Source organism: Pseudomonas sp. NPDC077649, assembly GCF_044542855.1.
Classification (GTDB): Bacteria; Pseudomonadota; Gammaproteobacteria; order Pseudomonadales; family Pseudomonadaceae; genus Aquipseudomonas.
The window spans coordinates 279,107-293,098 of sequence record NZ_JBITVF010000002.1; the positions used below are offsets into that span (position 1 = coordinate 279,107).

At 53.7% G+C, this 13,992-nt stretch carries 12 protein-coding genes; all 12 read right to left on the reverse strand.

Features of this window, described 5'->3' with window-relative positions; genetic code table 11:
* Positions 1 to 515: 515 nt before the first annotated feature.
* The gene (locus ACIGFL_RS08385; RefSeq protein ID WP_021445111.1) at positions 516 to 839 is read right to left on the reverse strand and encodes a helix-hairpin-helix domain-containing protein; all 324 of its coding nucleotides are present in this window, start codon (positions 837 to 839) and stop codon (positions 516 to 518) included.
* Positions 840 to 931: 92 nt separating this feature from the next.
* On the reverse strand, positions 932 to 2,935 hold the full coding sequence (locus ACIGFL_RS08390) for a polysaccharide biosynthesis protein (RefSeq protein WP_397496842.1): 2,004 nt from the start codon (positions 2,933 to 2,935) through the stop codon (positions 932 to 934).
* A 9-nt stretch (positions 2,936 to 2,944) separates the two neighbouring features.
* Complete coding sequence (locus ACIGFL_RS08395; RefSeq protein ID WP_397496843.1) at positions 2,945 to 3,532, reverse strand: acetyltransferase; 588 nt, start codon at positions 3,530 to 3,532, stop codon at positions 2,945 to 2,947.
* Positions 3,529 to 4,545, reverse strand: coding sequence for a glycosyltransferase family 4 protein (locus tag ACIGFL_RS08400; protein ID WP_397496844.1), 1,017 nt, complete (start codon positions 4,543 to 4,545; stop codon positions 3,529 to 3,531). Before ACIGFL_RS08400 ends, ACIGFL_RS08395 begins: the two co-directional genes overlap by 4 nt.
* On the reverse strand, positions 4,546 to 5,505 hold the full coding sequence (locus ACIGFL_RS08405) for a UDP-glucose 4-epimerase family protein (RefSeq protein WP_397496845.1): 960 nt from the start codon (positions 5,503 to 5,505) through the stop codon (positions 4,546 to 4,548).
* Complete coding sequence (locus ACIGFL_RS08410; RefSeq protein WP_397496846.1) at positions 5,499 to 6,755, reverse strand: glycosyltransferase family 4 protein; 1,257 nt, start codon at positions 6,753 to 6,755, stop codon at positions 5,499 to 5,501. Before ACIGFL_RS08410 ends, ACIGFL_RS08405 begins: the two co-directional genes overlap by 7 nt.
* Positions 6,756 to 6,763: 8 nt before the next feature.
* Positions 6,764 to 7,897 (reverse strand): non-hydrolyzing UDP-N-acetylglucosamine 2-epimerase, encoded by a 1,134-nt coding sequence (wecB, locus tag ACIGFL_RS08415; RefSeq protein ID WP_397496847.1) that lies wholly within the window; start codon positions 7,895 to 7,897, stop codon positions 6,764 to 6,766.
* A 23-nt stretch (positions 7,898 to 7,920) separates the two neighbouring features.
* On the reverse strand, positions 7,921 to 9,039 hold the full coding sequence (locus ACIGFL_RS08420) for a capsular polysaccharide biosynthesis protein CapF (RefSeq protein WP_397496848.1): 1,119 nt from the start codon (positions 9,037 to 9,039) through the stop codon (positions 7,921 to 7,923).
* Positions 9,040 to 9,042: 3 nt separating this feature from the next.
* Complete coding sequence (locus ACIGFL_RS08425; protein WP_397496849.1) at positions 9,043 to 10,077, reverse strand: polysaccharide biosynthesis protein; 1,035 nt, start codon at positions 10,075 to 10,077, stop codon at positions 9,043 to 9,045.
* Positions 10,078 to 10,100: 23 nt separating this feature from the next.
* Positions 10,101 to 11,180, reverse strand: coding sequence for a glycosyltransferase family 4 protein (locus tag ACIGFL_RS08430; RefSeq protein ID WP_397496850.1), 1,080 nt, complete (start codon positions 11,178 to 11,180; stop codon positions 10,101 to 10,103).
* Entirely contained in the window at positions 11,177 to 12,370 is a 1,194-nt protein-coding gene (locus ACIGFL_RS08435) for a glycosyltransferase family 4 protein (protein WP_397496851.1), read from the reverse strand. Before ACIGFL_RS08435 ends, ACIGFL_RS08430 begins: the two co-directional genes overlap by 4 nt.
* 435 nt (positions 12,371 to 12,805) lie before the next feature.
* Positions 12,806 to 13,945, reverse strand: a complete 1,140-nt coding sequence (locus ACIGFL_RS08440; protein ID WP_397496852.1) for a hypothetical protein — start codon at positions 13,943 to 13,945, stop codon at positions 12,806 to 12,808.
* Between the last annotated feature and the right edge of the window lie 47 nt (positions 13,946 to 13,992).

Genomic DNA, 13,992 nt, shown 5'->3' on the forward strand with positions numbered 1-13,992 from the left:
AAAGCGCGTTCGGCTGGCGCCGTCGAGTCCAGGTCGCGGAGCCAAATTCGAGAACCCAGCCTAACCGCTGGGTTTTTTATTGCCTGTGGACTCTCGCCAGAGACCCTGTCCCAGGTTATTCGCTTCGCTCACCCCTTCGGGGCCGCGCTAAAGCGCGTTCGGCTGGCGCCGTCGAGTCCAGGTCGCGGAGCCAAATTCGAGAACCCAGCCTAACCGCTGGGTTTTTTATTGCCTGTGGACTCTCACCAGGGACCCTGTCCCAGGTTATTCGCTTCGCTCACCCCTTCGGGGCCGCGCTAAAGCGCGTTCGGCTGACGCCGTCGAGTCCAGGTCGCGGAGCCATATCCGAAAACCCAGCCTGACCGCTGGTTTTTTATTGCCTGTGGACACCCAACCTAGGGTGCGCCGTGCGCACCGGCAGCACTCGAGAGCCAAGGCCTGGCGCCGACAAAATACGCCGCCTAAAAGCAAAAAGGCCGGTCAAGGACCGGCCCAAATGGCAACGCCGCCAGGCGTCAGTTCACACTCAACTTGTCGCGATTCTTCTCCAGCGTCGCCTGGCCAATCCCCTTGACCTCCAGCAACTCGTCGACCGACGCGAAGTTACCATGCTCCTCACGGTACGCCACGATCGCCTTGGCCTTGGTCTCGCCGATACCCGCCAGCTCGCGCTGCAGGGTATCCGCATCGGCGGTGTTCAGGTTGACCACGGCCACCTGCGCCACCTGCACGGCAGCCGGCTTGGCGCTTTCGGATTTCGGCGTTTCGGCGGCCACGGCAGCCAGGGAGAGAGAAGCGAGAACAGCGAACAGCAGGGAAGAAAGACGGGCTTTCAGCATGATGTGCATCCTTTCGTGAGTTGATCCATGTGGGACTTCCAAGCTCCACGGAGGAAAAACTAGACGCTACTCTCAGATTGTCAAACTACCTCTCATGCATCGGTTCGACGCTGGATATAAATGTGATCGACAATTTCACCGTCCGGCACATACCCGCTCACGGTTTCGCGCAGCAACTGCCGAACTCGCACAAAGTCATCTGCTTCAACCGCAGTAAGCAAGGAAGCAAGACGCTCCTTGAACACGTCCCAAGCAAGGTATTCCTCATTGGCCCGCATAATCATGGGATGCTCGGTCGGTTGCACGTTATCGCCGATCAGCAATTCCTCGTAGAGCTTTTCACCAGGGCGCAAACCGGAGAACTCGATGGCGATATCTCCATGCGGATTGGACTCAGAGCGCACGCTGAGACCGGACAGCCTGATCATCTTCTCCGCCAGATCGACGATCTTGACCGGTGACCCCATGTCGAGCACAAATACATCGCCGCCCTTCCCCATCGAGCCCGCCTGAATCACCAACTGCGCAGCCTCCGGGATAGTCATGAAGTAGCGGGTGATGTTCGGGTGGGTCACCGTGACCGGGCCGCCGCGCTTGATCTGCTCACGAAACAAGGGGATCACAGAGCCCGATGACCCCAGGACATTACCAAAGCGCACCATGGTGAAACGAGTCTTGTTGACCTGATGCACACCTGCGTCGCCGAACAGCGCAGGCGCGGCCTCGCGACTCAAGGCCTGCAAGACCATCTCAGCCAGTCGCTTGGTGCTCCCCATGACATTGGTCGGACGCACCGCCTTGTCCGTTGAGATCAAGACAAAATTCGCCACACCAGCCTTGATCGCCGCCTGCGCGGTATACAACGTGCCCAACAAGTTGTTCAGCACCCCTTCAGCGATATTGTGCTCGACCATCGGCACATGCTTATAGGCTGCGGCGTGATAAACGGTATTGACCTGCCAAGTACGCAATACATCCTGCAGCCGCACCGGATTACGAATCGAGCCAAGTATTGGTACCAGCTGAATGCTCAGCGACTCACGCACGATGCGCCGCTCCAACTCGCGATGAATGTTGTAGAGGTTGAACTCGGAGTGCTCGAATAGGATCAGAACCCGGGCGCCAGAGGACAGAATCTGCCGGCACAGCTCCGAACCGATCGAGCCGCCCGCACCAGTCACCAATACCGATTGCCCCTTGATGCAGCGCTCGAACAACTCCCGCTGTGGCGGTACCGCATCACGGCCGAGCAAGTCGGCGATATCCACCTCTTGCAGATCATCGACCTTGACCTTGCCACTGGCCAAATCCATGAATCCCGGCACCGAACGGACGTGCAACGGGTAAGCTTCCAGCATGCCCAACATCTCCCGGCGGCGACCACGCGAGGTCGAAGGGATAGCCAGCAACACCTCTTCAGCCCCGGTTTCGTCGATCATCTGCTGGATATGCTTGGGCTTGTACACTCGCAGACCGGCGATTATCCGGCCGGCAATCGAAGAATCATCGTCGATAAAAGCTACCGGCAACATAGAGCGCCCCATCCGCAAAGCGGCGACCAACTGATTGCCTGCCGCGCCAGCGCCATAGATAGCCACGCGCACACGACCATCACCGCGGGCAACATTCGCTCTCACATTGGGATCGAACCAGTCGCCCATAAAGAACTGCCGCATCATCAGACGCAGGCCACCCAGCAGGACGAGGCTCAGCCACCAGTAGTTGAAGACCATCGAGCGCGGTATCGCTATAGGGCTTTCCCGGTACCAGTACACCACCAAGGCCAATATAAGGGCCGAAAGCGAAACAGCCTTGGCAATAGCAACCAGCGCATCGTTACCCAGATAGCGCATCACAGCCCGGTACATGCCAAAGCGAATGAACAAAGGCAGTGCAATCAGCGGTGCACTGATGAACAACCAGCCATGCCCGGCAAAGGGATGCACGGCACCGAAGTCGCCCAAGCGCACAACAAAGGCCAGCCACAGGGCGATCCAGACCAAAACCACATCGACAACCACCTGCAGCACGCGCTTTTTCCGCCGGGGCAAGCGCAACAGCTGCTGACGAAATTGATCAACCCGATGCCAAACCATATCCGTTCCTTACTCCATGGAAGTCAGGGCAGTGCCGGGAAGAACAACGACACCACGCTCAACCACAACCCCGTAACCTGCATTGCAGCCGGCCTGTAACCAAGCCGCAGCCCCTACCCGCACTCCGCCAGCCAAACTGACGCCGACGCCCAGATGCGCGAAATCCGCCACCACCGCATCGTGATCGACAATCGCACCGGCATTCACAATAACACCGTCTCCGAGACGCGCATTGGTGCCTACCACGGCCATGGCCATAACGGCACAACCACCCCCAACTTCAGCCCTAGGGCTAATCCAAGCTCGCGGGTGCACCACACGCCCCAGCGGGATCTGCGCAACAGTGAGCGCCTCCTGCCAGCGCTGACGCAGCGCATTGTTGCCCACGGCCGCGATCCCGGCATCGACCTCGCATGACAAGGCGGCCACAGACTGCAGATTGCCAACTACCGCAATGCCAGACGACTCCGTCAGTTGCGGCCAGCGATCATCCACGAACAACACACGCTGCCAATCACCGGATAGCAATGCCGCCTCGGCAACCGCCTGACCATGACCGCCAGCCCCCAGCACCAGTAAAGTACGCTCCGACTTCATTTACGCTCCAGCTCGCCAGCCCGAAACCTGACGGCCAAGGCCAATAGGGGTGTATAGGCCAGTACTACGCCCAGCCCCCCATCAAGCCCTCCCGCGCCAACCCACAGGGCAATGGGTAGCAACCACAGCAGATTGATCGCACCGACCGCCAGGGTTACGGGCAAATGTCGACCAAACCGGCGTGAGGCATATTGATAAGCATGGCTGCGATGCGCCTCATAAACCTTGTCGCCGCGCAATAAACGCCGCAACAGGGTGAAGGTCGCATCCACCACGAACACGCCGAGCAAAATCAGCCAACTCCACAACAACTGCGGCGCCACCCAAGCCGCTTGAAGCGACAAAATGCCCAGGGAAACGCCCAGGAAGCCACTACCGGCATCCCCCATGAAAATGCGAGCGGGTGGAAAATTCCAAAACAGAAAGCCGGCGACAGCCGCCGCCATCAGCAACGGCAAGGCCGCTTCGCCCGCATGCCCGGATAAGACGAAGAGCAAAGCGCCGCCGATACATACGCAGATGGCCTCTAAACTGGCGATACCGTCGATACCGTCCATAAAATTGTAGAGATTGAGCAACCAAACCAGGTAGAGCGCGGCCAACGCATGCCCCAGCCAGCCCAGGTCGAAGCTCATGCCGAACAGGCTCAGCGGCGGCAGCCCGCCCAGCCAGAACAAGGCCCAAATGGCCGCGACGAAATGCCCCAACAACCGCCAACGCGCAGCGATATGACCGTGATCATCGAGAAACCCCAGCAGAGCAATCCCTGCTCCTGCCCCCAACAGCGCCACGACGACCGACCAACTTGCCAAACCAGATACAGCGGCCAAAGGCAGGGCCAGAAGAAAACTTGCCACGATGGCCACTCCCCCACCGCGCGGCGTAGGCACCGTATGCGAGCTACGTGCATTGGGGATATCGATGATGCTGCGAGCCAAGGCATACCGACGCAAAACACCGGTCAAAGCCAAAGCCAGGCCGGCCACAACCGGCAAAAATAACCAGAGAGACATTTAGTACTGATCCAGGAAATGGCGAGCAGTTTTGGCCAACGCTTCATCGACCGTCACAGGCGGCTGCCAGCCTAACAATGCACGGGTTTTGCCGATGTCGACCTGCAGCGAACCACACAGACGCTGGGCAATACCGGGCTTACCCAGTAATCGAGCGGCTGTCGCCAACATGAAGGTCGGTATGGGCAAGAGCCGGGCTGGCCTACCGAGAGATTGCCCGGTACGTCTCAGCAGCTCGGTCGTGGACAGATCCTCCCCATCGCTGACCAAGAACACCTGATTGGCAGCCTTCGGGTGGTCGATACAGGTCACGATCAGATCAACCAGATTGTCCAGCGCGACCATACTGCGCTTGTTGTGAATGGCACCTAATGGCAACGGGACGCCTTTCTTCAACCAGTTCATCATGCTGCGAAAGTTGGCTTTGACGCCTGGCCCGTAGACCAGGACCGGCCGAATAATCACCACCTCCATCCCGGTTTCTTGCGAGAGTGCCTGCAAGCCCTGCTCAGCCTCCAACTTGGAAATGCCATAAGGGTCGACGGGCATCGGCGTATCGTCCGCGGTGTAGGGCTTACCAAGTGCGGTTCCTTCACCATTGACCTTGATCGAGCTGATAAAGATAAAGCGGAGCACACCCGATACCGCCGCCTGGCGGGCAAGGTTCAACGTGCCCTCGACATTGACCTTGCGGAACTCGGCGAGTGGGTCGGAAGAGGTATCGTGCATCACGTGAACGCGAGCAGCGCTGTGAATAACCACCTCGATCCCGTCGAGTGCAGGTTTCCAATCTGTGTTGGAATCGAGTCCACGCACGGACAAATGCATAACGCCGCTTGGCACATTCATCGTCTCGGCTCGCGAACAGGCAACTACGTTCAGGCCGTCCCTACAAAGGCGATCGAGTACAGTCCTCCCAACGAAACCTGTACCACCGGTCAACAGCACTTTCTTCAGCATGGCTTGCTGTCCCTAAGAGTGGCCTGACGAAACAAACTCACAAGATCCGAGAAGAGCTTTCCCTTGGAGAAATGTTCTTCATAGTAACGTTTACCCAACGCCCCCATCGCCTCCCGTTGCGGCGAGCTCATGAGCGCCATCTGCTCGACAATACTGGCGAAGGCCTGACGATCCCCCGAAGAACAAGCCAGACCGGCACCAGCCTCTTCAATGACACGGGCGGCTTCACCATCGATCATCCCCAGGATTGGCTTACCGGCTGCCAAATAGGCCTGCACCTTGCCAGGGATGGTTTTCTCGAAGACTTCATTAGTTTTCAGCGAGACCAGTAATGCATCTGCCGTCGCAAACAAAGGGGGCATGGCGTCCAGAGGATGGCGACCCAATAGAAAAACATTGTCCAACCCCCGCTCGGCGACCTGCCGCTCCAGCCACTCGCTCATCCTGCCGTCTCCGACGATCAACCAACGTATGGCCAACTTGCCGCGCGAAGCCTCGGCGACATCCAAGATGGCGGGAAAGTCCTGCGCTTCACCCAAGTTGCCGGCAAACAGAATGGTGAAAGACTGCGGATCACGCTTGATCAGAGACGATCCCTCCGCCGGCAGGCTAGAAAAACCGTCCTCGGCCCAACTTGGGAAGTACACCAGCCGCTCGGAAGGCATTTCCCGCGTACAGTACTTCTGCACACTGGGGCCAAAAGCTCTCGATTGAAGGAGCAAATAATCGGCCCTGTTATATATCCAGGACACCCCTTTGCCCACTAGAGCAAGCAGGCGCGCATTACTCAATACACCAACCGCCTTTAATGTCTCGGGCCACAGATCCAGAACCCAGATAAACACAGGCGCCCGCTTAAACCTACCGATCACCAGCGCAGGAATAGCCGACATGATCGGCGATACCGCGTAGACGAAAATCGCGTCGAATTCTCTTCCGCGTAGCTTCCAACTGCCTAGCACAGAGCCACTAACGAAGAACGACACGTAGTTCAGGATAAGAGTGATGCTACGCTTGCCGCGTGGAATGAACGGCACCCGCACGATCTTTGCCCCCCGATACTCGGCGTACTGCTCGGGTGACCGGCGGTAATCCTCGAATACGTGTCCTTCAGGATAATTCGGCCAGCCAGTCAAAACGGTGACTTCGTGCCCACGCTGTATCAATCCCTCGACGAGATCGTTGATACGCATGTTTTCCGGCCAGAAATACTGGCTGACGATCAGAACTTTCAACTTTTGCTCAGGCATACGAAAGCTCAGTCGTTCCGTTTCCAGACATTGCGCATCACATAATCGCGATAGCTGTGAATGATCCGCACCACTTTTTCAGCAACGTTAGGCATGCTGTAGTCGGCTACCATGCGCAAGCCACGCTCTTCCCCACGTGCCTGGCACTCCAGTATCTGCAATCCCTGCATGACTCGCTCGACTTCCAATCCAACCATCATCGCAGCGGCCTCTTCCATGCCCTCCGGGCGCTCATGTGCTTCACGGATGTTCAGCGCCGGGAAGTTGAGAATCGAGGACTCTTCATTGATGGTGCCACTGTCTGACAGCACCGCCTTAGCCTTGAGCTGCAGTTTGTTGTAATCCTTGAAGCCTAAGGGCTTGAGTAGACGCACATTGGCATGAAACTTCACACCCATGGTGTCCACACGCTTTTGGGTACGCGGATGGGTGGAGACGATCACCGGGTAGCCATAGTGTTCAGCCACGGTGTTAAGCACATCCACCAACTTGAGAAAATTCCGGTCGGAATCGACATTCTCCTCGCGATGAGCGCTGACCACAAAAAACTTCCCTGCCTCCAACCCCAAGCGCTCCAACACGTCCGAAGCCTCGATACCATCACGGTAGTGATTGAGCACCTCGAACATCGGGCTGCCGGTCTTGATCACCATGTCCGGCGGTAGTCCTTCTCGCAAGAGATAGTCACGGGCGATGGTGCTGTAGGTCAGGTTGATATCGGCAGTATGGTCCACGATGCGGCGGTTGATTTCTTCCGGTACACGCATATCGAAACAACGGTTTCCAGCTTCCATGTGGAAAGTCGGGATCTTGCGCCGCTTGGCTGGAATCACTGCCATGCAGCTATTGGTATCACCCAGCACCAACAAGGCCTCCGGCTGCACTTCTGCCAATACGCGATCCACGGCGATAATCACGTTACCGATGGTTTCAGCACCTGTCGTGCCAGCGGCGTTGAGAAAATGATCCGGTTTCCGGATACCAAGATCCTGGAAGAATATCTCGTTCAACTCATAATCATAATTCTGGCCGGTGTGGACCAGTACATGCTCGCAGTACAGGTCCAGCTTGGCCATGACCCGTGACAGACGGATGATTTCCGGGCGCGTACCCACTACGGTAACGACTTTTAGCTTCTTCATTGCAATTCTCTTCACAGCTACGTTTATGCCTCGGTACCAACAGGGCGCGCATAGGTATCCGGGTGTTCGCGATCAAAAATCTCGTTGGCCCAGAGCATCACGATCATCTCGTCATCACCGACATTGGTGATGTCATGGGTCCAACCGGGTACAGTTTCGACTATTTCCGGCTTGTCTCCCATGGTGAATAGTTCATGGAATTCGCCAGTAGCAATATGACGGAAACGGAAGCATGCCTTGCCCTTGATAACAAGGAACTTCTCCGTCTTGGAGTGATGGTAATGGCCACCTCGGGTAATGCCCGGATGTGCAGTAAAAAAGGAAAACTGACCCGAGTCGCGGGTTTTCAGCATTTCAACGAACACACCACGCGAATCACCATATTTCGGCACCTCGTAAGTGAAGCTCTCGGGCGGTAAATAACTGAGGTAGGTGGAGTACAGCGCACGCAAAAACCCAGTGCCGACCGCCTCGGTAATCAACGTGCCACGGCTGTCGCGGAAGATGCGCAGTTGTTCTGCCAGTTCGCCAACCGTGATGCCGTACTGCGGATCGACCGTAATAAAGGGGGTACCGACCAGCCGACCTTCCATTACCGCAATGAAATGGCCAATCACATCATCAATATAAACCAGGGTGATACACGCCTGGGGGTCGTTGATCTGGATAGGTAGGTCGCGAGCGATGTTGTGACAGAAGGTCGCCACCGCCGAGTTGTAATTCGGGCGCGCCCACTTGCCGAACACGTTGGGTAAGCGGAAAAGGTGCACAACAGAGCCATGCCTGTTAGCCAGATCGAGCAGCGCCTCCTCGGCACCTCTCTTGCTACTGCCATATGGGTTGTCCAACTCAGCCTGACTGGATGAGGTATACAGCAGAGGAATTTGCCGGCCACTGGCCTCAATGGCCTCACACAACTTACGCGTCAGGTCAGCATTGCCGCTTTGAAACTCCAGGGGATCTTGCGGGCGATTGACGCCAGCCAGGTGAAACACGAAGTCTGCCTGCTCTACAAGCTCCGACAGAGTCTCTAACGAATCATTCCGGGTAAAGCGCAACACCTCTATATCTTGTCGCTCCCCCAGATGCGCGACAAGATTCCGCCCAACAAAGCCGTTGGCACCGGTGACCAGTACTTTCATCGATCACTCCTCCGGGGTGGCGTGCTCACCACGCTGGATGGCACGCATGAAATCCAGCTTGAGCAGCAGACGCTGCATCCCCTCGACATCCAAGCGCTCGGTGTTGTGCGAGTTGTAGTCTTGCATATGAGAAATTTTCTCTTCGCCCTGCTCGACAAACTTCGCGTAGTTGAGGTCTCGCAAATCCGGCGGCACGCGATAGTAATCGCCCATGTCTTCGGCACAAGCCATTTCCTCACGGCTAAGCAGTGCTTCATACAGCTTTTCGCCATGCCGCGTGCCGATCACTTGAATCGGGTGCTCAGGCTTGTCGAGCATCAGTGTCAGTGCTCGGGCCAGGATCTCGACTGTCGCCGCAGGTGCCTTCTGCACGAACAGATCGCCGTTGTTGCCATGCTCGAAGGCATACAGCACCAGATCAACAGCATCGGCCAGCGTCATCATAAAACGAGTCATGTTCGGGTCGGTCAACGTCAGCGGCTTACCGGCACGAATTTGCTCGATAAACAAGGGGATCACCGAACCACGCGAGGCCATGACATTGCCGTAACGAGTACCGCAAATGACTGTCCTATCATCATCGGCATTGCGCGACTTGGCGACCATGACCTTTTCCATCATCGCCTTGGAAATACCCATGGCATTGATCGGATAAACCGCTTTGTCAGTGCTCAAGCAGACAACGCGCTTGACACCATTCTGGATCGCTGCCTCCAACACGTTTTCAGTACCGATCACATTGGTCTTGACCGCCTCCATCGGATGGAACTCGCAGGAGGGTACCTGTTTCAATGCCGCGGCATGAAAAATGTAATCCACGCCGCGAGTAGCGTCCAACAAACTCCGAAAGTCACGAACATCGCCAACATAGAACCTTAGTTTTGAATTGGCGTATCGCCTCCTCATGTCATCTTGCTTTTTTTCGTCCCGACTAAATATCCTTATTTCGGAAATATCGCTATCCAGAAAACGCTTCAGGACTGCATTACCAAATGATCCAGTACCACCACTAATAAAAAGTTTTTTATCTTTAAACATATAAACCACTCAACCCTTCAAAATTAGACATCTAGTTTGCGGTCAGCCCAGACCGAATGGTAAGAGCTAAATACTTTATCCAGCGAAAACTCTTCCCTTGCCCGACACAATGCTGCAGCCCCTAGGCTTTTTCGTTTGGCATCATTCAAGATGAGCTCGCCGATCGCTGCCGCCAGATTCTGGCGATCCTTAACTGGCACCAATGTACCGCACTCGCTCGCCAACATTTCGGGGATCGCCCCGACACTGGTAGCCACAACTGCCTTACCTAGCGCCATCCCCTCCAGAACCACATTGGGGAAACCTTCGGTGTGGCTTGGAAGTACGAGCATGCTCGCCGAGGCAAGAACCTCCATTGCCTTTGGGTGGCTCATGCCACCAAGAAACTTCACTGAATCGTCAGATCGCAAAGCGAGTGAATTGACGTAATCCGGGTCTCCGGGACCAACCACCAACAGTGTCCATCCTTCCCGCCGAAGAGAAGACCAAGCGTCCAGAAGCTCTTCTATGCCTTTTGTTGGAATTACCCATCCGATGAACACTACCTGCTTCAACTCCACATTAACAACAGGCAGCACCGCTGGGTCATAGCAGTTTGGAATGAGAAGGGATCGCCTTACTCTTGACAGTGAAGACACAGCATCAAATGTCTTTTTGTCGATAGACACAACTACACCAGCAAGACGCGCCGCAAATTTAAAAAGCTTTGCTTCAAGACCTGCATCTCTAGCCAGTAACACCGGAACGCGACCAAATCTTATATGATAAACAGATCGAACCCCAACAACTCGAGCCACTAGCAAGATAAATACATCCCTCACCAACGCCATCTGACCGGGTGTAGTGATATGCACAACATCTGGCCGAAATCTGTACAGCAGGTGGAGAAACCGGAAAACGTCACGAACCAATTGAATGCCACCACCCAGGGCGCGCTTCCAAACTGCATAATCATATACACTGCGCCAACGAGGAGATATATCTAGAACCTTTAACTCTAAGTTACCCTGCAACTTAGAGTGTTTTTCTATCATCCCCGTCCAATGACTTATTCCACCGTATGGCGGCGGCAACGGGGACACCAAAAGAACACGCAAGCTCATAACAAATCACTCCGCCCGGATCGCGAACTCCCGACGCGATCAAAAAAACTCCTAAACCTTTCTGAATAACTGCTCGGCGAAAACGACTCAATTGCTGTTACGAGCGCTTGTTTTCGCATTTCGCTTTTCTCGCCTCCAGAAAGGTCAGCAGCCTTACAAAGAACACTACTTATATCCGCCACCCCAACCGAACTCACGACGTAGCCATTTACACCGTCCTTCAAATACATACCAAGATCAGACGTTATATTTGATATGACCGGAGTGGAAAACGAAAGACTTTCTACAAATTTAGTAGGAAAGCCAGCATTCGTAAAACGCTCTGACTCGCGCAATATCACACTAAAATCGGCTGCCCGATAGTAGGCCTCAACTTCCTGCTGCGAGACCTTTCCTAAGACCGACACAGAGGAAGGCAAACTGTCCAGCCCACATAAATACTTGACCTCTTCACAGTCGGGACCAAGGATAGTTAGCTTTACATTGCGCCCTAGTGACACAGCTTCCTCGACCCCGAGAATTATATCTTTCAGCAAGTCCTTTTTCCCTGGAGTACCTGCATATATCAGATTTAACCGCCCAGACATAGATTGCATAATCGAAGAAAGCGGGACCTGCAAAAGAGGCGGAGCAATCACAGTAGGATAATTTTTCTTAAAATGACTATCTAGGAAGGTACTAATTGTTATTGCACCATCAAAGCGGGGATATACCCAGTTCATTGCTATGCATGAACTAAGATAGAAGGGCCCAAATCGCCCACCCAACATCTGGCTTGGGTCATACCATTCAACAAGATCAATTACCACCGGAACATTATTTGCACGACACCAGCGCCTGACATGCCAAGCGAAGGTCGACAACCCACCGTAAACTATCACAAACTCAGGCTTCTTTTCTTGCCTATCTAACCACTTCGCAGTTCTACTACCACAAAAGAACAACTGGTGAAGAAGCTTACCTAGGCTCCTGCCACTTTCTCGGAGTTCACCAAGCCCGCACCAAGACAAGGTAGCACCAGATGCTGTCTCCTCCAGCCGCTGCACAGGCGAAGCCTTCTCACCACTGGCGACAATTACATCGTATCCAAGCTCAAGAATGGCCTGCGCATTACCTCTGACGCGCTTTGACGCTGCTTGCCCCCAAGGGAATTTTATAGGCCCAACATATGCAACCCACTTTTTATCCATGACTAACACCATTAACTCAAAAATGCTCTTTCAGGGGCGCTTCCTTATATTTCACAGAAAGAGCCTCATAACCAAGGGAGCGTTCTTTGCCAGACGTTAGGTACGTCATCCAAGGAACGCATAAAACACTCCCACATGTGCACCATTACTCGGAGGTCTGTAACGATAGAGCCGACACCAACGACTATCGGAGCAATCATTTCAAGCGTAGCCTCCTCTAACAACCAGCCCCGCCATCGTGAATGGTGAGTTTGCACCACTGACAAAATGAACATTACTTCCGGGGCCAATAAACCAAGACTCTCCACTCAACATAATTAGCTTAATGTGACATATCCGACATCACCGCACACGCCCCAAGACATCTGACACAGGTCTAGAGAGTCATTTTTTAAAAACAGATAGATATAAAGCTCACAATTTTTATACTTAAAACTACCTTCTATACTGCGAAGGAAAAGCCAGCAATGAAGCCTGAGCAAGACAAATCCAAAATAAAATTGGCGAGACAATATTATTCGTCGACGCGACCCCCCACACAATGAAAACCAGAAAAACGCCGCTTGCCAAACTCCCAAACTCACCTCGCCTATTAGATATTTTTTTCAGCAACTCAACTACAACCACCGCCCCGCCACCGAAGATCATTAGCGATATAAGCACACCGGCAAATATCCCAAAATCAGCAGCGAATGCCAAGCTGATAAAGTGAGGATACCCCAACTCTCCCCACTCCCAGTCCATGCCTACCCCCCACAGAGGGTAAGTGAAAATGGCCTCGACTCCCCGCGCATACCCAATAAATCTTGCGGATACTGACACAGACGAGGAGTCAGGAACCAAATAGGCAAATATTTGAAACTGCATTAATGCCAACACAAGAAGCGTCGCCACGAGCAGCAAGAACAATGACTTTAAATGCAACCCGAACCTATGCTTATCAATAGGATAAAATAATAGGATCACGCCAATAGCCAATATAAGGAGAAGCATCGGACCTCTTGTCAAAGCATTCAACCAAGCCATGCCGCCCAAGATAATAAAAACAAAACCAGCAATATATTTTAATGCGCTAGCCCGCCCAAGCAATATAGCAATACCGCAAGCAATCGACACTACCGAATAGAAGCCTAAGGCATTAGGATTATGGAACTGGGCATATGCACCGACATCTCCCTTCATGGTTGACACCCCGGGAATATCTAGACTTATTCCATCTCGAGGCAAAACATAGACCCCCTCTAATGCTTTATATTTTCCACCATCAAGAAACTCCAACCCCGGAAAAGCAAGCACCAATATCGCCAAAAACACCTGCACAAATACAAAAATCAGAAAACCTCTTGCATGATCTTTTTGCGAAGAATAAACAACCCAGGAGACAAACACAGGAACACCGGAATAAACGAGAAACGAGAGCACCTCTAAAGGTCCGTAGCCCTTTAAGAAGCTGGAGAGCAGTATATAGAAGCTAAGAACCTGACAGAAAATTATCGCAACATTTAGACTTCCAGCGAGGGTATGCCGCACTTTAATATAGTATAAAGAACAGTAACCATAGATGAGCAAAAACATGCCCCTCATGAAAAATTTGTAATATTCGTTCCCTTCAGATAGATACT

What these genes read in the sequence shown, in the direction of transcription:
- ACIGFL_RS08385 (WP_021445111.1), bottom strand. Translation starts at nt 839, where the DNA reads ATGCTGAAAGCCCGTCTTTCTTCCCTGCTGTTCGCTGTTCTCGCTTCT.
- ACIGFL_RS08390 (WP_397496842.1), bottom strand. Translation starts at nt 2,935, where the DNA reads ATGGTTTGGCATCGGGTTGATCAATTTCGTCAGCAGCTGTTGCGCTTG.
- ACIGFL_RS08395 (WP_397496843.1), bottom strand. Translation starts at nt 3,532, where the DNA reads ATGAAGTCGGAGCGTACTTTACTGGTGCTGGGGGCTGGCGGTCATGGT.
- ACIGFL_RS08400 (WP_397496844.1), bottom strand. Translation starts at nt 4,545, where the DNA reads ATGTCTCTCTGGTTATTTTTGCCGGTTGTGGCCGGCCTGGCTTTGGCT.
- ACIGFL_RS08405 (WP_397496845.1), bottom strand. Translation starts at nt 5,505, where the DNA reads ATGCTGAAGAAAGTGCTGTTGACCGGTGGTACAGGTTTCGTTGGGAGG.
- ACIGFL_RS08410 (WP_397496846.1), bottom strand. Translation starts at nt 6,755, where the DNA reads ATGCCTGAGCAAAAGTTGAAAGTTCTGATCGTCAGCCAGTATTTCTGG.
- wecB (WP_397496847.1), bottom strand. Translation starts at nt 7,897, where the DNA reads ATGAAGAAGCTAAAAGTCGTTACCGTAGTGGGTACGCGCCCGGAAATC.
- ACIGFL_RS08420 (WP_397496848.1), bottom strand. Translation starts at nt 9,039, where the DNA reads ATGAAAGTACTGGTCACCGGTGCCAACGGCTTTGTTGGGCGGAATCTT.
- ACIGFL_RS08425 (WP_397496849.1), bottom strand. Translation starts at nt 10,077, where the DNA reads ATGTTTAAAGATAAAAAACTTTTTATTAGTGGTGGTACTGGATCATTT.
- ACIGFL_RS08430 (WP_397496850.1), bottom strand. Translation starts at nt 11,180, where the DNA reads ATGAGCTTGCGTGTTCTTTTGGTGTCCCCGTTGCCGCCGCCATACGGT.
- ACIGFL_RS08435 (WP_397496851.1), bottom strand. Translation starts at nt 12,370, where the DNA reads ATGGATAAAAAGTGGGTTGCATATGTTGGGCCTATAAAATTCCCTTGG.
- ACIGFL_RS08440 (WP_397496852.1), bottom strand. Translation starts at nt 13,945, where the DNA reads ATGTTTTTGCTCATCTATGGTTACTGTTCTTTATACTATATTAAAGTG.